The sequence below is a fragment of the Pedococcus sp. NPDC057267 genome (assembly GCF_042668795.1).
Taxonomy (GTDB): domain Bacteria; phylum Actinomycetota; class Actinomycetes; order Actinomycetales; family Dermatophilaceae; genus Pedococcus.
In genome coordinates, this window is record NZ_JBHUYG010000015.1 from 25,324 (window position 1) to 45,605 (window position 20,282).

20 protein-coding genes are annotated in these 20,282 nt (G+C 64.5%); 7 read left to right on the forward strand and 13 right to left on the reverse strand.

Annotated features, from left to right (window positions below):
• Positions 1 to 6: 6 nt before the first annotated feature.
• Complete coding sequence (locus ACFUC1_RS05530) at positions 7 to 1,161, reverse strand: XdhC family protein (protein ID WP_379117451.1); 1,155 nt, start codon at positions 1,159 to 1,161, stop codon at positions 7 to 9.
• Between the two features lie 135 nt (positions 1,162 to 1,296).
• On the opposite strand from ACFUC1_RS05530, the gene ACFUC1_RS05535 reads away from it, so the two are divergent.
• The gene (locus ACFUC1_RS05535; protein WP_379117453.1) at positions 1,297 to 1,482 is read left to right on the forward strand and encodes a hypothetical protein; all 186 of its coding nucleotides are present in this window, start codon (positions 1,297 to 1,299) and stop codon (positions 1,480 to 1,482) included.
• Between the two features lie 582 nt (positions 1,483 to 2,064).
• Here the strand turns inward: ACFUC1_RS05535 and ACFUC1_RS05540 are convergent.
• The 12 genes from ACFUC1_RS05540 to ACFUC1_RS05595 all read right to left on the reverse strand — a co-directional run bounded on the left by ACFUC1_RS05540 (position 2,065) and on the right by ACFUC1_RS05595 (position 13,805).
• Positions 2,065 to 2,259, reverse strand: a complete 195-nt coding sequence (locus ACFUC1_RS05540; RefSeq protein WP_379117455.1) for a hypothetical protein — start codon at positions 2,257 to 2,259, stop codon at positions 2,065 to 2,067.
• 76 nt (positions 2,260 to 2,335) lie between these two features.
• Positions 2,336 to 3,370, reverse strand: coding sequence for a BMP family protein (locus tag ACFUC1_RS05545; RefSeq protein ID WP_379117457.1), 1,035 nt, complete (start codon positions 3,368 to 3,370; stop codon positions 2,336 to 2,338).
• A gap of 105 nt (positions 3,371 to 3,475) precedes the next feature.
• Positions 3,476 to 4,168, reverse strand: coding sequence for a cysteine hydrolase family protein (locus ACFUC1_RS05550; RefSeq protein ID WP_379117459.1), 693 nt, complete (start codon positions 4,166 to 4,168; stop codon positions 3,476 to 3,478).
• Between the two features lie 9 nt (positions 4,169 to 4,177).
• Complete coding sequence (locus ACFUC1_RS05555) at positions 4,178 to 5,068, reverse strand: ABC transporter permease (protein WP_379117461.1); 891 nt, start codon at positions 5,066 to 5,068, stop codon at positions 4,178 to 4,180.
• On the reverse strand, positions 5,044 to 6,063 hold the full coding sequence (locus ACFUC1_RS05560; protein ID WP_379117463.1) for an ABC transporter permease: 1,020 nt from the start codon (positions 6,061 to 6,063) through the stop codon (positions 5,044 to 5,046). Before ACFUC1_RS05560 ends, ACFUC1_RS05555 begins: the two co-directional genes overlap by 25 nt.
• A gap of 86 nt (positions 6,064 to 6,149) precedes the next feature.
• A complete protein-coding gene (locus ACFUC1_RS05565) occupies positions 6,150 to 7,667 on the reverse strand; it encodes an ABC transporter ATP-binding protein (protein ID WP_379117465.1) in 1,518 nt (505 codons plus the stop codon).
• Positions 7,668 to 7,987: 320 nt separating this feature from the next.
• Positions 7,988 to 8,530, reverse strand: a complete 543-nt coding sequence (locus ACFUC1_RS05570) for a helix-turn-helix domain-containing protein (RefSeq protein WP_379117467.1) — start codon at positions 8,528 to 8,530, stop codon at positions 7,988 to 7,990.
• A 787-nt stretch (positions 8,531 to 9,317) separates the two neighbouring features.
• The gene (locus ACFUC1_RS05575) at positions 9,318 to 9,962 is read right to left on the reverse strand and encodes an MFS transporter (protein ID WP_379117469.1); all 645 of its coding nucleotides are present in this window, start codon (positions 9,960 to 9,962) and stop codon (positions 9,318 to 9,320) included.
• Positions 9,963 to 9,991: 29 nt separating this feature from the next.
• Positions 9,992 to 10,960: a PDR/VanB family oxidoreductase gene (locus ACFUC1_RS05580; RefSeq protein WP_379117471.1), complete on the reverse strand. Its 969-nt coding sequence runs from the start codon at positions 10,958 to 10,960 to the stop codon at positions 9,992 to 9,994.
• Between the two features lie 8 nt (positions 10,961 to 10,968).
• The gene (locus ACFUC1_RS05585; protein ID WP_379117473.1) at positions 10,969 to 11,961 is read right to left on the reverse strand and encodes a Rieske 2Fe-2S domain-containing protein; all 993 of its coding nucleotides are present in this window, start codon (positions 11,959 to 11,961) and stop codon (positions 10,969 to 10,971) included.
• 409 nt (positions 11,962 to 12,370) lie between these two features.
• Positions 12,371 to 13,009: a 3-oxoacid CoA-transferase subunit B gene (locus ACFUC1_RS05590; protein ID WP_379117503.1), complete on the reverse strand. Its 639-nt coding sequence runs from the start codon at positions 13,007 to 13,009 to the stop codon at positions 12,371 to 12,373.
• Between the two features lies 1 nt (position 13,010).
• Entirely contained in the window at positions 13,011 to 13,805 is a 795-nt protein-coding gene (locus ACFUC1_RS05595) for a CoA transferase subunit A (protein ID WP_379117475.1), read from the reverse strand.
• Between the two features lie 206 nt (positions 13,806 to 14,011).
• On the opposite strand from ACFUC1_RS05595, the gene ACFUC1_RS05600 reads away from it, so the two are divergent.
• The 6 genes from ACFUC1_RS05600 (at position 14,012) to ACFUC1_RS05625 (ending at position 20,282) form a co-directional block, all read left to right on the forward strand.
• Complete coding sequence (locus ACFUC1_RS05600) at positions 14,012 to 14,716, forward strand: helix-turn-helix domain-containing protein (RefSeq protein WP_379117477.1); 705 nt, start codon at positions 14,012 to 14,014, stop codon at positions 14,714 to 14,716.
• A gap of 76 nt (positions 14,717 to 14,792) precedes the next feature.
• Positions 14,793 to 15,617 (forward strand): cupin domain-containing protein, encoded by an 825-nt coding sequence (locus tag ACFUC1_RS05605; RefSeq protein WP_379117479.1) that lies wholly within the window; start codon positions 14,793 to 14,795, stop codon positions 15,615 to 15,617.
• A 15-nt stretch (positions 15,618 to 15,632) separates the two neighbouring features.
• Positions 15,633 to 16,478 (forward strand): carbon-nitrogen hydrolase family protein, encoded by an 846-nt coding sequence (locus tag ACFUC1_RS05610; protein ID WP_379117481.1) that lies wholly within the window; start codon positions 15,633 to 15,635, stop codon positions 16,476 to 16,478.
• Positions 16,475 to 17,326 (forward strand): FAD binding domain-containing protein, encoded by an 852-nt coding sequence (locus ACFUC1_RS05615; RefSeq protein WP_379117483.1) that lies wholly within the window; start codon positions 16,475 to 16,477, stop codon positions 17,324 to 17,326. Before ACFUC1_RS05610 ends, ACFUC1_RS05615 begins: the two co-directional genes overlap by 4 nt.
• Complete coding sequence (locus ACFUC1_RS05620) at positions 17,323 to 19,770, forward strand: xanthine dehydrogenase family protein molybdopterin-binding subunit (protein ID WP_379117485.1); 2,448 nt, start codon at positions 17,323 to 17,325, stop codon at positions 19,768 to 19,770. Before ACFUC1_RS05615 ends, ACFUC1_RS05620 begins: the two co-directional genes overlap by 4 nt.
• Positions 19,767 to 20,282 carry a (2Fe-2S)-binding protein gene (locus tag ACFUC1_RS05625; RefSeq protein ID WP_379117487.1) on the forward strand — a complete coding sequence of 172 codons (516 nt, stop codon included), beginning with the start codon at positions 19,767 to 19,769 and terminating at the stop codon, positions 20,280 to 20,282. The genes ACFUC1_RS05620 and ACFUC1_RS05625 overlap by 4 nt, the downstream gene beginning before the upstream one ends.

A 20,282-nucleotide genomic window follows, 5' to 3' on the forward strand; every position in this document is an offset into this window, starting at 1 on the left:
ACCCAGTCAGACCTGGGAGGCAACCTCTGGGCCAGTATGGTGGATAGGACCGTCCACCATGTGCAGCCGCTGACCTCCCCCACCCCATCGCAGCGCGATGATTTCGGCCGCGACGGAGACGGCCGTCTCCTCGGGCGTGCGGGCACCCAGATCGAGACCGATCGGGCTCGAGAGCCTCTCCATCTCGGCATCGGTAATGCCAGCGAGCCGGAGACGGGCGGCGCGGTCATCGTGGGTACGCCGTGACCCCATCGCGCCGACATAGGCGACCTGCGGAAGCCGCAGCGCGAGCTCGAGGACTGGGACGTCAAACTTCTGGTCGTGGGTGAGGACGCAGATGACGGTCCTTGCGTCCAGCCGCCCTGCCTCGGCCTCGGCCTCCAGGTATCGGTGAGGCCACTGAACGATGACTTCGTCGGCATCGGGGAATCGGCTGGATGTCGCAAAGACTGGCCGGGCGTCGCAGACCGTCACGCGGTACCCCAGGAACGAACCAATGTGGGCCACCGCAGCGGCGAAGTCGATCGCGCCGAATACGAGCATCCGAGGGCGCGGCGCGAGCGCCGATACGAAGACCCGCATGCCTTCACCGCGCCTCTCGCCATCTGGGCCATACGTGAGCGTCTCGGTACGACCGATGGCCAGCAGACCACGGGCGTCGTCGATCACCGCAGCGTCGGCCCGTGAGCTCCCCAGGCTGCCCCCGTCGGCAGCGACGACCCCCTCCGGACGTACGACAAGGCGACGTCCAATCCACGCCTTTTCGGGGTGGTCAATCACGGTCGCGACGGCTACCGGCCGCCCAGCGTCCACATCGTCGGCGATGTCCCCCAGCTGGGGAAAGCTCTCCGGCGACACCCGTTCAATGAAGACGTCTAAGATGCCACCGCACGTAAGCCCCACGGCGAGGGCCGTGTCGTCGGACACGCCATAACGGTGCAGCACGGGGGCCCCAGAACTCACGACCTCCTGACCGACCTCATAGACGGTGGACTCGACGCACCCTCCCGAGACCGAGCCGACGGCTTCACCACCCGGGCCCACAAGCATCGACGCGCCAGCCGGACGCGGCGCAGACCGGAAAGTGTGGACGACAGTCGCGACTGCCACCGTTTCGCCGGTGCGCCACCAGTCGATCAGCTTGGGCAGCACATCTCGCACAGCCGACCACCTCCGCAAGAATCTTGGACCATGTCTTCCCCAATCAGCATCAGTACAATGCATTCATTGTGATTGAATCTACCGGTGAGGTGAAGAATGTCCACGGCTGCTCACCACTCCTTCCGGACGGTCCGCGTGGCCGCCGTTCGGGCCGAATCCTCCTTCATCGACCTCGAGGAGTCCCTCGCCATCAGCATCGATCTGATCGAGAAGACAGCCGGCGGCTGTGCAGAGTTGAACGCGTTCCCGGAGACGTTCCTGCCCTGCTACCCCGAACTGCTGGGAGTCGCTGCCGGAGGGACCGCCCATCCGCTCCTTTGACGTCGGGCTGTTCAAGAACTCTGTGGAGATTCCTGGCCGGCACATCGACTCGCTTGCGGAGGCTTGTGGCCGCAGCAACATCTATGCGGTCATTGGCCTCAACGAGCGCCTTCCAGGTACAACGGGACCACTGGAACATCCAGGTGCACAGCACCCGCGAGGGCTCCATCGCAGGCGAGCATCAGAAGTACGTGACCGCGAGTGGGGAACGTCAGATCCAAGCGCCTGCCCGCACGGGCTACTACAACGCGGTCCAAACGGACTTCGGCACCGTGTCGCATCTCATCTGCGAAGAGAACTCAAACCCCTTGGCCCAGTAGACCGCGGCCACGCAGTACTCGGTGGACCAAACGCTTTCCAAATATCGGGTCATACTTCTGATGCAGGCATTGGACGGAGCCGTCCGCGCCGATGGGGACCTGGCTGTGTTGTACAGAGGCCCGGTCGTCCCGGGACGCCGTTCGCAGAGCCCCACAACCGCAGTCACGCTCGCAGCCTTGCAGGCATCTCGGATTGGGTCCAATGCCTTCGGGTTACCTCGACAGACTGTTGGAACAGGCGCTTGCCTGAATCCTGGCTTGTCTAGTCGAACGCCTGCATCTCCGCCCAACCCGGGTGTTCAGGCAGGAACCCCTCACGGAAGCCTATGACCTCCACCCTCAGTGAGCCGGCTTCGGCCACGAGGTCCGCGCCCCGCTCCACGCTGGCATCTCGGTCGAGGAAGATGGGTGCGGCCTGGACGGCCGCGACGCGCGCCCGGTCTGGCAACTTCGTCACGGCGGACCAGCTCCGGTCATGGGTTTGGCCCGGGCGCCCCATCAGGAGGCAGGACACCCGGGCAGGGATCGTTGGCTCAGCGGAAGCCCGGGTGGGCCTTGCTGTTCGGCAGCTTGATCTTCCCGCTCGCGAGGTCCGCCAAAACCTGCCTGTACTCCTGCTTCAGCGCGGGGCTCACCGCGGCGGACTTGTCGTAGTCCAGAGCCTCGAGGCCCCCCGACCCATAGGTCAGGTCGAAGGTCTGCGGGGCCTTAAGGCCGTTCTTGGCTTGGTTCATCAGTTCCTCGATGACACCCTTCCAGTTCAAGTTGACCGTCAGGACAGCGCCCGTCGGCGCCCACTGAGCGGCATCGCCTCCCCACGACGCGCACTGCGCCTTGGCTTCCTGGCACAGCCGGAGCCCGCCGACCCCGTCCTCGGTGCCCGAGACGAGATAGATCTGCTTGATGCCTTCGTCCAGCAGCGACTGGACCTGCTCACGGTTCGCCTGCACGTCGGTGAAGCTGTTCGAGCTGAGCTTGGTGATCTTGCCAGCCGAGTTGGCTGCCGCGGCTCCGAGGCCGCAGCCCTGCTCGATCTCCGTTTCGAAGGGTGCCCCCTGAGCGTCCACGACGCCGATACGGCCGTCGGGAGACAGCTTCGTGAGAAGCCAGCAGGTCGAGTACCCGATCTCCAGGTAGCTCGCCGTCACTGAGTTGAGGTTGGGCGCCTGCAATACGCCGAAGGAAGACACGACCATCGGGACCTTGGGATATTCCTTCGCCACAGACTTCGCGACGTCGGCCAGGACGAAGGTCGACAAGAGCATCACCTTCGCGCCACCGTCGAGCATCTGTCGGACGACCGGTTCGGCGCGCGTCGCGTCGTAGGCCTCATACGTCTCAGTGACCTCGACGTTCGAGTTGCCCTTCTTCACCGCCTCCGCAGCGTTGTGCCAGGCTGCACTCCACGGCTCGACCTCGGGGCGCGCCTCGAGAATGAGACCGATCTTGGTCTTGTCGCCGCCAGCACCTCCGCTGCTTGCGCCTTGGCTTCCGCCCCCGCAGGCCGCCAGCGACAGTGTGCCGACCAGCCCAAGGGCAAGTGCTGCAGCGACACCAGGTTTCCTCATGTTTTCCTACCTCTCAATGCGGGGACGTTCGAACGAATATTGGATGCTGTTGAAACTAGTTTACCCAATTTGAACATCGCGCGATAGCCTAGGAGAGGAAAATCTTCAACCGTGGCGAAGTTGCTTCCATGCCACCATAAGGTCGTCAGCATCCATCACGAGGCCCGTGTTGAGCGACATGATCTTGAGGGCGGCCTCCTCGAGCTCCTCATTCGTGCCGGCCACGCAGTCACGGACCGTGATAACCCGATAGCTCATGTTGGACGCGTCGAAGGCCGTGTTGAGGATGCAGCAATCGGTCATGCAACCAGTCAGGACCACGGTCGTGATTCCGGCCTGGCGCAGGAGGAAGTCGAGGTCCGTCGCATAGAAGGCGGAGAGCCGCTTCTTCGAGACAACCACCTCGTCCTCCCCCAGGACTTCAGTGGCGAACTCCGTCCAGCGACTACCCTCGAGGCCGTGAGCGGCCACGTTGGGGATGCCCCCGACATACTCCGCAAACGGCCGGCGCCAAGCGCTCGGGATGCCGTTCAGGTCGTCTGCACCGGACGGACGCAGTCCCGTACGCACGTGAATGACTCGGACTCCGAGCTCACGGCCGCGCGCGTGGACGTCGTCGACGGCCCCGATGATGGCCCGGCCCCGGGGTGCCGGGCAAGGACAGTCTTCGTCAGCCGAAAGATGGCCCTCATGCATGTCGACCGAGACGAACGCTGTGCGTTCGATGTCGAAGTAGTCCGCGTACTCACCTTCCGGCAACGGGCGCCGACGTCCGTAGAGATAGGAGTGCACCGTCATGTTCATCCTTTACTTCGTGAGGGTTCGGGGCGCGTTCGACCTCAGCCGGGTGCTAGCCAGCAGCATGAGGATCACAATGACCCAAGGCAGCGCGCCCAGTAGGTGCACGGGGATCTCCGACCCGCGAGACACACGCAAGGCCGACGCGTCGAGCACAGCGATGAGGAACGCCCCCGCAATGGCTCCCGAGACGCTCCACCGTCCGAGGATGACGATGGCGATGGCGATCAGGCCTCGACCGTCGACGATGTTGGGCTGGTATGACCCGACGGCGCCCAGGGAGAGTGAGGCGCCGGCAACGCCGGCGAGAAGGCCGCATGCGAGCAAGGCCCCCGTCTGGACCATGCGCGGCGATCGACCACGCTTGCGGATTGCCTCGGGTTCGTGGCCCGCCGCGCTCAGCACGATGCCAACCTGAGTCCTGGAGAACAGGAGGTAGACCGCGATCGCGGCGGCGATCGCCATCCAGTAGAAGACGTTGCCGGAGAAGAGCGGCGTCCCTACCACTGGAATGTCACTCAGCAACGGAACCGAGAACGAGCCCAGTTTTGGTGTGGCCGCGAGCGAGTTCTTCTGAACGTAGAGGAAGTTGGCCAGACCGGGCAGCAACACGAAGAGCGCGAAGCCGACAAGGATCATGTTGCCCCGGAGCCACACTGCGCCGGCAGCCATGATCGCGGCAACCGCCGCCGCGACGAGAGCGGCGATGAGAATTGCAGGGACGACCCCCCACCCCGCGACCGCGACCACAAAGGCTGCGAATGCCCCGGCCGTCATGTAGCCCTCGAGCCCGATGTTCATTACCCCGGCGCGTTCCGAGATCAGCTCTCCGAGCGCGGCGAGAAGCAGGGGCACCATCAGGCGGACGGCACTGCTCAGGACCGCTTCAAGAATGTCCACAGACGGCTCCTTGTCGGTGTGGTGGTGTCATGAGTCGCCGCCCAGCCGCGGAACGACGCGTAAGCCAAGAGGATCAGCCCGAGGATCACCTGGATGATCTCCGGCGAGAGGTTGGCTCCGACCTGGAGCCCGTCCCCGCCGTGCAACAGGGCTCCGAGGCCGAATGCGGCGACGACTGCACCAAACGGGTTCAGCCCGCCGAGGAGCGCCACGAAGAGTCCACCGAAGCCCACGGGCTCGGCCACAGTGGGATAGAGCCGGTGGTCGATGACGACGACCTGCATCCAACCGCTGAGGCCAGCGCCCACCCCACCCAGGGCCATGAGTCCCACTATGTAGCGGGTGCGGCTGATCGCCGCCTGGCGCGCGAGATGCGGGTTGGCGCTGAACAGCCTTAGCCGATAGCCGATCCGCGACCGATCCAGCGCCCACAGGAGGGGCACGAAGGCCAGGGCCAGCAGCAGTCCGGCGTGGGCGCGCGTGTCAGGGAGGATCACCGGCATCGTCGCGTTGTCCGGGACGGGATTGGACTGGGGCAGGTTTGCGTAGCCACCCTTGAAGGGTCCATTGAGCAGCCAGCCAAGGACCGATAGCACGATGAAGTTCACGGCGAGAGAAGTGATGATCTCGTTGACCCCGAATCGCGCCTTCAGCCAACCCGGGAGTACTGCCACCATTCCTCCGACGATTGCTGCGGCCAGGCCACAGACCGTCAGGCTCACGACTCGGGACGTCCCGTCCAAGTGGAGGGCCAGGAACGTTGCGACCAGCCCACCTGCCGCGATCTGACCAGGAGCCCCGAGGTTGTACAGGCCCGCGCGCAATGAAGGGATGAGCGTGACCGCGACCAGCAGGAGAGGCGTGGCTCGCACTAAGGTCTCGCCGAGATTCCGCTTGGTCCCGAATGTGGAACTGACCATCGAGAAGAACACCGTCGCCGGGTTCACCCCAACGGAGACGAGGACGACGACCAGAATGGCAAAGACTGCCGTCACCGCCCCAGCAAGGACCGCGAGTCGTCGCAGGGGTGGTGGACCGGTCTGAAGAGCGACAGGTGCCTCTACCGGGTCGTTTACAAGAGTCATGTCAAGCCTCCCATGAGCTGACCCAGATGCGCGGAGTCTGCCTCGTTGACGTCGACCTCGCCCACAACCCGACCGTTGAACATCACAACGATGCGATGCGCGATGAGGTGCAGCTCATCCAGGTCGGGGCTGATCAGCACCAGTCCAGCGCCACGGTGCGCTGCGTCGAGCATCGCGTCGCGCACCTCTTGTATGGCGCGCACGTCGAGGCCACGGAAAGGGTTGTGAGCCACGACGAGGTGGGGCGCGTCCTCGAGTTCACGAGCGACGACCGCCTTCTGCTGGTTGCCGCCCGACAAGGTGCGGATCGGTTGGTCCGCTCCCCCGTGGCGAACGCTCGAGCGGTCGAGGAGTTCGGTGACGTGGACGCGCACTGTGTCCTCTTTGAACCACGGACCGCGGGCGAACTGGCGTCGGCCATGGCTATGGACCAGGACGTTGTCGCTGATTGAAAGGTCGAGCGCCACCCCATCCCTGTGCCGGTTTTCCGGCACGTATGCCGCTCGTCCACCGGCGTTCGCGAAGGTGCCCGCCGTGGGCGGGATCAGGCCCGCGAGGACCTCCCCCAGCGTGGTCTGTCCACTACCGACGACGCCAGCGACACCCAGGACTTCACCACTGCGGACCTCGAGGTCGACGCCTCGCAACGGCGCCTCTCCGGGGAGCGGCGCATCCGCACAGACCCCTCGCAACGTGGCCACGATTCCCCGGCCTGTGGGCGTGTCGCCCTCGGTACGGACGCCCATGGCCAGCTCGACGAGCTCCTCGACGTGGTCACTCTGACTCTTGGAGGTCGCGACTTCGCCGACCATCTCGGCCGCCAGTCGCTCAACGGTAACCACGTCAGCTGAGTGCGTGGCGACGACGGCCCCGCGCCTCATCACGGTGATGCGATCGGCCAGCCTCACAACCTCGCCGAGCTTGTGGCTGATGTAGACGACCGAGCCGCCCTCCAATGCGAACTTGCGGATGATCTCGGCGAGCGCCGTTGACTCGTCCGTCCCCAGGGCCGCAGTTGGCTCGTCGAGAATGAGCACCTTGGCCCCGCGGGCCATGACAATGAGGATCTCAACACGCTGACGTTGGCCGACCGCAAGCTGCTGGACCGGCAAGTGCGTGTCAATCTGCCCGCCGAAGCGTTCCGCCAGCTGCGCGAGTTCGCGTCCGGCCTGTCCGCGGTGCGCAAGGAACCCGTCGGGCCGAACCAGCAAAAGGTTCTCCGCCCCGGTTAGCTCCGCAACCAGGCCACCCTCTTGCTCAACGAAGCCGACGCCATCACGGTGGCCCGTATTCTCGTGCCTGAGGTCGAGGTCTGAGTCGCCGAATCTAAGCGTTCCAGCGTCTGCCGCCATCTGCCCCGCAAGAACCCGCATGAGGGTCGACTTGCCGGCGCCGTTCTCACCGACGATCGCGTGGACCTCACCTGCAGCCAACTCGAAGTCCACGCCGCGCAAAGCGACGACTTGACCGAACGTCTTGGCGACGCCCCTCAGCTCCGCGATGTACTGCGACACAATGCCCGTCCTCGGAGTGGGTTCCTGATGCCAACGGTGGGTGGGATGCTGATGCTGATCCACCGGTGAACTTGATTCAATGATATTAAAGTCACTGAATCAAGATTGGAAGACCTACGGCTGAATTTCTCTAGTTTCGAGGTAGCCGCCGGCCACTCGATACCGAGCGATGCGCTCTCATGAGACGTCCACCAGGGCTCGCGATAAGCCAACGGGCGCAGCGCTTCTCGCCCATAACGGCCTGCGACGATCGACGCTTCATCGGTACCCACTGCCCACGCGGCGATGGTGATCTCACGACATCCCGTCGAGGTATCGAGTCACTGATCCAAGTTCACCCACACCGCAACGGCGCGCTCTTCACCCGAGTTGAGGATTCGGTGGGGCCTCGTGGACTGGTAGGCGATAACGTCGCCCGGCTCCAGGTGGTGGTTCTCCCCATCCAGCTCAACGGTCAGCCGGCCGGAGATGAGCAGTCCGAACTCCCTGCCACTGTGGTGCGTCGCCGTTGGGCCGCTTGCTCCCCCCGGTTCGTACTCATTGACCGCCATCTCCAGACCGGCGGTCGCGTCGTCATGCGCGACTCGCCGCGTCGTTCCGACACCCAGCGACACCACCGACTGGTCAGCGATCCGGGTGACGGGGGAACTGTTGCCAGAATCCGGATGATCGAACAGGTCGTACATGTGCACGTTGAGAGCCGACGCGACAGACACGAGCGTCCCGATGGACGCCGTTGCAACCCCGCGCTCCAACATGCTGAGCATGGAGACGCTGACACCGGTCCGCTCGCCGACGTCCTTAAGAGTCAGCCCTTGCCTCGCACGAAGCGCACGGATCCTGGAGCCCGCCAACGACATCATTTGGTCAGCCGTCGCGGTTCCCCGCGCCCCTCCCTGCTGCGGTTGTTCCAAGCTTTCGTCGCGTTGGGCCCCCCCATTCGTCCGCGCACCCTTAGCGCGAGTGGGCGGACGGGCGCCATCAGTGGGTGCGATGGAGCCCTGCTTTGCACGGCTGTTGGCGGCACGAGGAGGAGTCATGCGTTCCCTCCGAAAGGACGTCGGTCGTGGAGGTTTCAGCGTACGTGAATTGCGTCAATGGTGTTACCCGTGTCATGGCGTGTCGCGGAGCCGTTCACGGACGAGAGGGAACGCGCTCACGCTCCCCGGCGGCGATGGGAGTCCGCCGGGCTGCCCACAGGCTCAAGACCGTCTGTGCCATAGCCACGCTCGCAACCCCCAACGGGATAGCTCGCCATCCGAGGTCTCGCGTTAGCAATCCCGTGAGAACAGGTCCCGCCGCCGCGATGAGATACCCAACCGACTGGACCAATCCTGACAGCGCCGTGGTGTGCGAACTGGTGGTCGTCCGCTGCATGACCAGCGCGAGGGCTACCGCGAGCGAGCTGCCCGTGCGCGTCGAGCCCAGCACCACCACACGATGGCGAGCTTCGGCACGATCGCCAGACCCGCCATCGCGACAGCCACCGGGAGACTTACGGCGGCCGCAGCGATGCGGCGGTCCGGCCGATGTTCCATGAGGACTCCCACTGCGACCCCAGAAGGTAGGCAAGCTGGAAAACCAAGAGCTGTAGCCCGGCACCGGTCGTCGTTGTCCCCAAGGACCTCTCGACGGTCGGCAGCCGGGTGATCAGCGTGTAGAACGACACCGACTACGCCCGAAGAAGCCCGCGACCTGCCACGAGATCGGTGACCTCACAACTTGGAACAGTGCGGCTGGGTCGAGCGGTTCGATGGCCGTCTTTCCACGCAGACGACTTGACCGTGCCACCCAGACCGGCAGAACCAGGGCCGGGAGGACGGCCCAAACCACCAGTCCCTCACGCCACCCCCCGAACTGCTGCGACAGCGGTGCCGTAGTACCCGACGCAAGCGCCGCAGCCCCTGAGAGGCACGTGGTGAAGAGAGCCACACCCAACGCGGGCCGACCGAAGTCGCGCTTGACCAACGTCGGGCTGAGGACGTTGGCCACGGCGATTGCGGCACTGGCAACCGCCGTTCCAACGCACAGGCTCGCAGATCCGCCGAGCGATCGGATGACCGTCCCCAACGCGAGGCACACCAGCGCGACGGTCACCGCACTTTCGGGTCCACGAGCGCGCCCGAGGTGGCCAACGAACGGCGACACCGTGGCGAACATGAGGACCGGCAGCGCGCCGAGGAAACCGAGCTGGTCTTGGGTCATGCCGGTCTCTGCGCCAATCTCGGATATCAACGGCCCCACGCAGGTGATGGTTGGTCTGAGACACGCGGCGATCAGCAGGACTGAACCCACCGTGAGCACAGTCCGACCGATCGGCCGGTTCACGGAGCGTCTATGTCCAGCACCAGCGGCCCACGAAGGCATCGGGAAACGCAGATGAGCATTTGCCGGTCTGCGCGCTCCTCGTCGGTCAACAGCCCGTCGCGGTGGTCAACCTCTCCCGCGAGCACCGTCGTCTGACAGCTACCACAGGTTCCTTCTTCGCAGGAGAAGAGGACATCGGCGCCGGCATCGAGAACGGCTGCCAGGATCGACTGGTCTTTGGCGACGGGCACGAGTGGCCCTCCAACACCCAACTGCACATCGAACGCCGACTCATGGGCGGCAACCTCGCGGTCAACATGTTGGTGCACGGCCACGAATCGCTCGAAATGCAGCGGCAGGAGACCGGCAGCATCGACGGCGGCTTCCATCGCATCGATGAGCGGTGCGGGTCCGCACGTGTAAATGGCGACGCCCGGATCTCTGCTGACCGCCTCTGCGATGATGCCATGCACGTCGATCAGTCCGTCACGATCCTGCGGCACGAGGTCCACGTTCTCCTCGTACAGGGCGAGAAGATCGAGGAAAGCCATCGAGTCCAAGGACCGGCCGCCATACACCATGTGCCAGGGGATGCCGATCGCGTCAATCGCCTCGATCATGGGCAGAAGCGGCGTGATCCCGATCCCGCCTGCCACGAACAGGTAGGACGACGCTCGCTCGAGCGGAAAGCGGTTACGCGGTTCCCGGAATTTGACTTCGGTCCCGACGGGCAGGGCGTCATGAACTTCGACTGAGCCGCCCTTTCCTTCCGGCTCATATAGGACGGCGATCTCGTAGTCGCGACTGTTCAGGGGCCCGCACAGTGAGTACTGCCGACAGCGACCCGACGGAAGAACCAGGTCTATGTGTGCGCCGGGCTTCCACGGTGGGAGTTCACCATCGACGGCTTGGAGCGTCAGACCGACGACTCCTTGGGCACGGTCGACACGCCTGGCGACGCGCGCCAGGCGAAGGTCGGTGGTCACGGCCCGACCTAGGCGCCGTAGGGGCCGAAGACGTCGACCTTGGCGAGAGAAGCCAGTCGCTGTCGGTAGAGAAGACTCGCCGCGTCCGGAACCTTGATGTGCAGTTCCTCGCGGAGCGAGTCCGGCAGCTCCTCTGGGCGCTGGCTCTCAACGACGACACGATCCTGCTCCATGATGGTGTTGGTGAAGTCGCTGAACTTGCTGTCGGGTTGGTCGTGCGAGTGGTTCCGAACGATGAACACGAACACCTCGGTCGTCTTCGAGGTCCGGGGAAGCGTGAACTGGGTGATGAACGTCTCGCGGCCTGTGCCGAGCTCGATCTTCTTCAGGTGGATCGTGAAGGGCACCACCAGCGTGTACTCATAGCGAACCTTCTGCACCCCGCCAGCGCCATATAGATCGCTCGGCTCCTCCTGCTCCAGCCAGTAGTGGAGACCGTTCTCACGCTTCTCGACGGTGTAGGGCGCGATTTCAGCCTTGTCCTCCGTGCCCAGAAGACCCTCGTGCACGTACGGGAAGTGGGAGAAGTCCATGAAGTTCTCCACCGCCCTGGCAGCGGAGGTCTTCCACACCTCCCGGTAGGAGATGAAGGACTTCCAGGCAGCGTCCTCGAAGATGTCCCCCGGGAAGGGGGGGATCTCGTCTCGAGGCTCGTCGATGGCCACCCAGACCAGTCCATACTTCTCCTGGACGTTGTAGGCGAAGGCGCGCGCATTGCCGGGAATCGGGGCGTCGGCCGGGCGCGAGGGAATCTTCACGCAGGCGCCCGTGCGGTCGTACTGCCAGCCGTGATACGGACAAACCAGGTTTCCGTTGCGCACCCAGCCAAGGGAGAGCGCGGCACCGCGGTGGATGCAGAGATCGCGGAAGGCCGCGACACCGTTCTCATCCCGGAAGGCGACGACGTAGTCATCGAGAAGTTCGAAGCGTCTGGGCTGGTCGGTCACCTCGTCGGACGTCGCGAGCGGGTGCCAAAAGCCGGAAAGTGCTGTCAAGGTCATCGGTTACTCCGTTCAGGTCGTGCAGGGGTCAGGGATTGGGGATGGGGAGGGCTGCCTCGAAGGGCGCGCCCGGAACGTTGGCGATGAGCCCCCAGTCGCCACCGTCGATCAACCCACGGCGGAACCGGGGAAGCTGTGAGTCGCGTCGCTCCATGCTCGCCTCCTGACCTACACTCTCGAGTCCGTGGTGTGACGGACCTGCGACCTCATGCGTCGGAGAATTTCAGCGTCGTTGCTCTTTGGCGGGCTCCGCGCTGGGCCTCTCGCGTACGAACTTCAATGATCTTGAAGATTAGGAGAACTCCACCCGGATGGCAAGGTCCTTCCGGGGGAACTTCCGAGATTCCTTGTCTTACTTCGCCGAGGCAGGAGCCATGGGTCGGCTGGGCGATCGCGCCGGGTCCGGCTGTCAGAACTGACCAGCGTCGAGCGGGGGTTCGGTCTTCTCACGGACTTCGTCGACGCTGACACCTGGGGCCAACTCCACGAGTTTCAGCCCCTCAATCGTGATGTCGATGACCGCCAGGTCGGTGATGATCCGCTGAACGACCTTCTTCCCCGTGTAGGGGAGGTCGCACGTATTGAGGATCTTGAGGGACCCGTCCTTGGCCACGTGCTCCATCAGGACGATCACACGCTTGGCACCGTGGACCAGGTCCATCGCACCACCCATCCCCTTGACCATCTTGCCGGGGATCATCCAGTTGGCGATGTCACCGTCCTTCGAGACCTGCATGGCCCCCAGGATCGCGGCATCGATCTTTCCCCCGCGGATCATGCCGAACGACGTCGCGGAATCGAAGAACGAGGCCCCCCGTCGGACAGTCACCGTCTCCTTGCCGGCATTGACCAGGTCTGCATCCTCCTCCCCAACGTAGGGGTATGCCCCGACGCCGAGAATGCCGTTCTCACTCTGGAGCACGAGCTCGACGTCGTCCGCAACGAAGTTGGGCACAAGAGTCGGCAGACCAATGCCGAGGTTCACATAGGATCCGTTAGTCAGCTCGGAGGCAGCCCTCGCCGCCATCTGCTCGCGTGTCCAACCCATCTCAGCGACCGCCTTCACTGGTATCGGAACGGGGACGTGTGGTGACCTTCTCGATGCGCTTGTCTGCCGCCTGATCGGCTGTCAGCTCGACAACTCGCTGAACGAAGACGCCCGGCGTATGCACTTCATTGGGATCGAGCTCGCCTGGCTCGACAAGCCACTCAACCTCGGCGATGGTCACTCGCCCGCACATCGCAGCAAGCGGATTGAAGTTGCGGGCTGAGTCCCGGTACACGAGGTTGCCGTGGCGGTCGCCTTTCCATGCCCGCACCAAGCCGAAGTCTGCCTGGATCGCCTCCTCCAAGACGAAGTCACGCTCCTCGCCGTCGACGGAAAACCGACGGGTCTCCTTCGGCGGTGACGCCACGACGACGTTCCCGACGGAGTCATAACGCCAAGGGAGTCCGCCATCGGCCACCTGCGTCCCTCCGCCGGTTGCAGTGAAAAAGGCAGCGATTCCCGAACCCCCCGCGCGCATCTTCTCCGCCAGAGTCCCCTGGGGAGTCAGCTCGACTTCCAACTCTCCTGCCAGGTACTGGCGTGCGAACTCTCGGTTCTCGCCGACGTAGGAGGAGACCATGCGTCGGAGCCTCTTGGCCGCGAGCAGGCGGCCAAGCCCCCACTCGTCCACACCACAGTTGTTCGACACGGCTTCCAGGTCCGTGGTGCCGGCCGTGAGCAGCGCGTCGATCAGCACCGAGGGAATACCGCAGAGGCCGAACCCACCCACCGCCAACGTCGCTCCGTTAGGGATGTCAGCAACTGCCTCTGCAGCACTCGCCGCCACTTTGTCCATGACGCATCTCTCTCGTTCGGTGGTTCCAGGGGTGTTGCCCGCGCCGCTCGACGGCACATCGGTCACGTCTAGTCAGTGCGCGGCGCCGAAGGGACGCCGCGTGTCGGCCCCGTCTTCGAGCAGTACTTGCGCGTCGGTCGAGGGACACCAACACTGAAGCAGCGCTGAACTTCTTTTGAGTTCTGTCGAATATCGATCATGTTGAGATGTTGGTCAAGAGGTTCAACATGATTGATAATACCTGTGAGACATGTCACCGGCCGGCAGAGGAGCAGATCATGGACCCGGAGCACCTCGCGCTGTCGGATCAGGCTGAGCCCGAGGTTCATCCCGTGACGGTCGGACGTCACACGCCTTCCGACCAGACGATCGCCGAGATCGGCGCGCGTATCCGTGGGCTCCGAAATAGGCGCGGACAGACACTTAAGGACTTGGCCACCGAGACGGGCGTCAGCGTCTCTATGCTCAGCATGCTGGAGCGCGGGGTGGCGAGCGCCTCCATAGGCACCCTGGTGTCCGTGGCCTCTGCCTTGGGTGTCCATATGTATGACCTGTTCGATCGACCTGCACCGCTCGACGTCTCGCCGGTGACGCGACTTGAGGACCAAGCGGTCGGGGTCACCCGCGAGGGGGCCGCGCGACGAGTCGCTCTCTACGACGCGGTCTCTGGCGTGGAGCTGGCGATAAACACATATGCCGCGGGCAGCGCCTCGTCCCCGGCTCCAACACACCACCGCGGGCGCGAGTTCGGAGTCGTGATCGCCGGCCGCCTGGAAGTCGAGCTGGGAGGGGAAGTGCACCGGCTGGAACCTGGTGACGCAGTGGCATACCCGTCCACTAGTCCCCACCGGATCCACAACCCCAGCGTCGAGGAGAGCATCGCCGTATGGATCAATCTCGACGGAGGCTGACAGCACTGCGAGCCGCGTTCAATTTGTTCAGCGCTACTGAATGACTTTGATGCCTCTGAATGCTACGGTGCTTCTCGTGACCGAGAAACTCACTACCTCAACCGGACTGAAGGTCATCTCACCCGGCAGTTGGGGCAAAGATCTGGGCCTGGTGAAGCATGGCTCTTGGCGCGAGATCGTTGGCGCGTCGACTGGGGCTTCTCGCCGCGGCCTGTATGCCATCGACGTCCGCGAGCAGAGCCGCACAGTTCCGCTTCAGCATGTCGGCGAGGCCGTGTACTACGTGATCGAAGGCCGCGGGACAGTGCGTGAGGACCTGTCGACTGGCAGTCGGTCCCACACGCTTTCCCCCGGTTCAATGGTTCACGTCGCAGCCGGGGCCACGTATCACTTCGCTTCCCTCGAAGGGCTGAGGCTGATCGGCGGGCCGAGTCCGGTTGACCTGGACCTGGGCGTCGAGCCTCAGCCGGGCCGTTCCGAACCGGGTGTTCGCCTCTACCATCGCGACAAGCCCGGACTTCTGGTTCCGTTCATCTCTCAGGATGCCCGGCTCGTGGTGTGGCTTGGCGAGGGAGCCGTCACCGCCAACATGAACTACGTTGTGCTCGAGCCCGGCGAGCGAAACAAAGAGCACGCGCACGCTGTTTCAGAGGACACGATCCACATCCTGGAGGGACGCGGAACGGCGGAGAATGTAACCACGGGTGAGCGTTTCGACTTCGGACCAGGCGACACGATCCACATCGAGATCGGGTACTGGCATGCCGTCGCGGCTGACAAGGGGGAACGTGTCGTCAGCGTGGGCGGACCGTGCCCGGCAGATGTCGACATGTTGCGTGCTGCTGGTGTGAACGTCGATGCAATCACGCGTGACCTGCCCGACGTGCCGGGCACGGAGTGAGCCACGATGCCGAACGTGACCGTCGCACTGGAACAGATCGACGTCTCGTCGGGAGATCCTGAGGCGAATCGAGCCTTGGCCCTCTCGCGCGCCGCTACTGCTTTCGAAGCCGGCGCGGAGATCGTCGTCTTTCCGGAACTGGCCATCAGTGGCTACGTTGTGGAGCCTGCGACTGCGGCTGCGAGTTCCGAGGAGCTCCACGGCCCAAGCTTTGTGGCCTTCCGAAACCTCGCGGCCCGCCACAACGGCCTCGTCATATACGGCCTGTGCGAGCGGGCGGGCGATTCCCTTTACAACTCCGTAGTTGCAGTCAACGCCGATGGCGTCGCCCTCCATTACCGGAAGCTGCACTTGTTCGATCAGGAGCTGGGTGTCTACACACCGGGGAATTTGGGGTTGCCGGTTGTCAGCCTCGCCTGGGGCAATCTCGGGGTCTGCATCTGCTACGACCTGAGGTTTGTCGAGGTCCTGCGAACGCTGTCCTTGGGCGGCGCAGACCTGGTCGTTGCACCGGCCGCGTGGGTGGGCGGCTTCGATCGCGCCGTACCCCAAGCTGGCGCTACCCGTCATGTCGACTCCGTGTTGGCGCAGGCCAACCTCGACCAGGTCGCCGTCGTCGCGGTCTCGCAGGTCGCCGGGAGTTCGCACGGCGGACCCGCGACCCTGGGTGGATCGGTCGCTTGTGACGCGTACGGTGAACTCGTGGCCGGACCCCTGTCCCGTACCGATGCCGACTCGGCAGTGGTGTCCATCGACATCGACAAGGTGCGGGCTGCGCAACGGCGCAGCGAGAAGATTCGGCCCCGGGATGACCGACGCACCGACGTCTACTCCCTGAACTACGGAGGCGAGACCTGGTGAAGCCGAGTCCTTTCGAGTACAGCGCTCCAACTTCAATGGATGAGGCGCTGGCAGTTCTTGCCCTGGACCCGGATGAAACCAAGATTCTGGCGGGCGGACAAAGTCTCATACCCATGATGAACTTCCGTCTGGCAAGGCCGGAGCGACTCGTCGACATCAACCGGATTCCGGGAATCGACCAGCCCGAGGTGGAGGCCGACCGCTACCGCATCGCCACCCGGACACGGCACATCACGTTGCAGAACACCACGCTCGCGGGGCCACTTGGCCACCTGCTGCGCCAGGCGGCAGCGAGGGTCGGCCACCTTCCCATACGGACTCGCGGCACATTCGGCGGTTCTCTGGCCCACTGTGATGCCGCATCGGAGTGGTGTCTCGTCGCGTCTCTTCTGGACGCGGAGATCACCGCTCGAAGCGAAGCGCGCGGCGAACGAACCATCCCAGCCGCCGAGTTCTTCCAAGCCATCTTCACAACTGCCCTTGAGCCGGACGAGATCTTGACGAGCGTGTCATTGCCGCTCCTCGACGACACCTGGGTCACTGGTATCGCGGAGTTTGCCCGGCGGGCCGGCGACTTCGGAATCGTGACGGCGACAGCGGCCGTGAAGGTTGTCGAGGGTGCGGTGACCGAAGCCAGGGTCAGCATCGGCGGAGTTGACGAGGTTCCCTTCAGGAGTGCAGCCGCAGAGTCGACCATGCTTGGCGCGTCGTGGTCGGCCGAGGTCGTTACCGAGGCTGCCGAGGCGGCCGCCCGCGAGGTCCAGCCTCCGTCGGATACGCACGGCGATGCCGCATACCGGCGGGATCTCGTACGAGCGCTGCTTCCCCGGGCGCTAGGTCAGCCGTGACGAGGGTCTCGGAGGCGTCCAGCCCCAGTGAACCTGAGACCTGGTCCGGACGCGCGCTGCCGCGCCTCGAGGACCCCGCAATTCTGCGGGGTCTGGGGACCTACGTGGCCGACGTCGCTGCGCGCGACCCCGACTGCCTGCACGTGCGGTTCGTCCGTAGCGCCCATGCCTCAGGGCGGATCGTGTCAATAACCGCCCCTCACGACGTCACCGTGTTCACCGCAGCAGACCTGATCGGCGTCCGGCCGATCCGCGCGGTTCTCCACCGACCTGACTTCGTCGCCGTGGACACCCCAATTCTCGCGCACGATGTCGTGCGGTTCGTGGGCGAGCCGGTCGCCTTCGTGGTCGCGGCAACCGAGGCAGAGGCAGAAGATGCTGCCGATCGGGTCGACGTCCAGATCGAGGAGTGGCCTGCCGTGCTCTCGGCGGCTCACGCATTCTCCGCCGGCGCCCCGCTCGTTCACGACGTTGAGTATCCCGGCGACCCCAACACGGTGGTTGATGGGCGGATCGAGACGGAGGGCTTCTCGGAAGTCTTCGATGGGGCCGACCACGTTGTCCAGATCCAGGTCAGCTCGGCAAGGCAGAGTGCGATGCCCCTCGAGGCGCGGGCTGGCCACGCGGCATACGACCGCGCGACCGGCCGGAGCACCCTCCACGCCACCCTGCAGATGCCACACGTGACCCGGACCGGCATAGCCGACTGCCTCGGGATCGCCGAGGATGACCTGCGCGTCGTTGCACCCGACGTCGGCGGTGGGTTCGGCGCCAAGATGACGCTCGCGCGAGAGGACGTCGCGCTGGTGTGGGCGTCACGCCGTCTGCGTCGCAACATCGCGTGGATCGAGACTCGCGAAGAGAACTTCCTTGCCGCTTGGCACAGCCGCGAGCAGGTCTATGACATCGATGGCGCCTTCACCACATCCGGTGATCTTGTCGCGCTGCGTGGTGACCTTATCTGCGACGTTGGCGCTTACTGTTGCTACCCGGTCACGTGGGGCGTTGAACCGCTCATGGCGATGGCGGAGCTTACCGGCCCATACAAGGTGGGGCACTACTCAGTGCGCTCGCGCGGTGTCGCGACCAACAAGTGCCCCATCGCGCCGTATCGGGGGGTTTCGCGGCCGATGCAGGTTCTTGCGATGGAGCGTCTCTTTGATGTCGCGGCGTCCCAGCTCGGCGTTGACAGGGTCGAGATCCGGCACAGGAACCTCGTGTCCAAGTTCCCCCACAAGGCGCCTTCGGGCCTGGTGCTCGACCACGCCAGCCACCAGGAGACTCTGTCTGCTGCCGCGGCCCTGGCCGACGTGGATGGTTTTCGTGACCGTCAGCTCAAGGCCAGGACCGAGGGCCGCTACCTCGGCTTGGGGATCTCGTGCTTCGCCGAGCGCACGGGTTACGGGACCCCGGCGTTCGCGGCGAGGAATCGTCCGTATGGCCTCGCGAAGTCCGCCTCTCCCGAAGTCATCACGCCCGGCTACGAGCGCGTGGTACTGACCATGGACTCCTCAGGAGGAGTCCTCCTACGCATCGGCGCCTCACCCCACGGCCAGGGACTGCGGACGACCTTGGCACAGGTCGTGTGCGACGAACTCGGCCTTGGTCCCAACAACGTCCGGGTTATCCATAGCGACACCGATGCGACGCCCTACGGATGGGGTAGCTTCGCAAGCCGCGCCATGGTGATCTCTGGTGGCGCTTCGCTGATTGCGGCCCAAGAGCTGGCTGAGCGACTGCGCTCCTTGGCAGCGGAGCGACTGGGGGGACTACCCGAAGACATCGACTTGGCCGACGGCCACGCGCATCGCCGTGACACGGGAGAGTCGGTCGGCATTCCCGTCATCGCCCGCGACGTCTACCACTCGGCCCACCTGTTGCCCGACAAGGGACAGCCGGCACTTGAGTCGGTCGGGGTCTATGACCCGTCGGGGACATTCGCCAATGCGTGTCACATCGCCGAGGTCGAGGTGGACATCAACACTGGCGAAGTGGCGATCCGTCGATTCCTCGTCGCCGAAGACGCCGGGCGGCTCATCAACCCGGCGATAGTGGACGGGCAGATCCATGGCGGCATCGCGCAGGGCATCGCCAATGCACTGTATGAAGAACTCGTGTACGACGAGCGCGGTGTCCTCATCACGACCTCGCTGATGGACTATCTCCCGCCAACGGTTCAGGAGATGCCGAGCGTGGAGGTCGCGCACCTCGAGACGATTTCCGCGGCTTCGATCACCGGGGCCAAGGGCGTTGGGGAGGGTGGCACCATCGGCGCACCGGCGGCGATCGCAAACGCCATCAGCGACGCATTGGCCCCCTTCGGAGTCGGCGTTTTCCATCTGCCTGCTACGCCGCACCGCGTTCGCGAAGCCATTCGTAGCGGTCATGACCTCCATGTCATTCCGCGACCCATACCGAGCCCCGAGAGTGAGGCCATCCGATGAGCAAAGTGACCAAGGTTCCCCTGCGGCTGTATGTCAACGGCGATCGATATGAGGTCACGGTCGAACCGCGCCGCACCCTGGCGGATGCCCTCCGTGAGGACTGCGGCCTCACCGGCACCCACCTGGGTTGCGAACACGGAGTCTGCGGGGCCTGCACAGTCCTCGTTGACGGCCAGCCCATGCGTTCTTGCCTGATGTTTGCCGTGCAGGCCGGGGGATCTTCGGTCAGAACAGTCGAGGGGCTGGCACCCGATGACGAAACCCTTCACCCAGTGCAGCAGGCCTTCTGGGAGAACCACGGCCTTCAATGCGGCTTCTGCACCCCGGGCTTCCTCACCCTCACAGCCGGCTACCTCGAAGAGCACCCGGACGCGGAAGAAGAGGAGCTTCGGGACGTCCTTTCGTCGAACCTCTGCCGCTGCACGGGTTACCAGAACATCGTCAAGGCAACTCTCGCAGCTCAGCGAGTCATGCGTGGTGACGACGAGGTCAGCTCCGGGGAGTCAACGTGA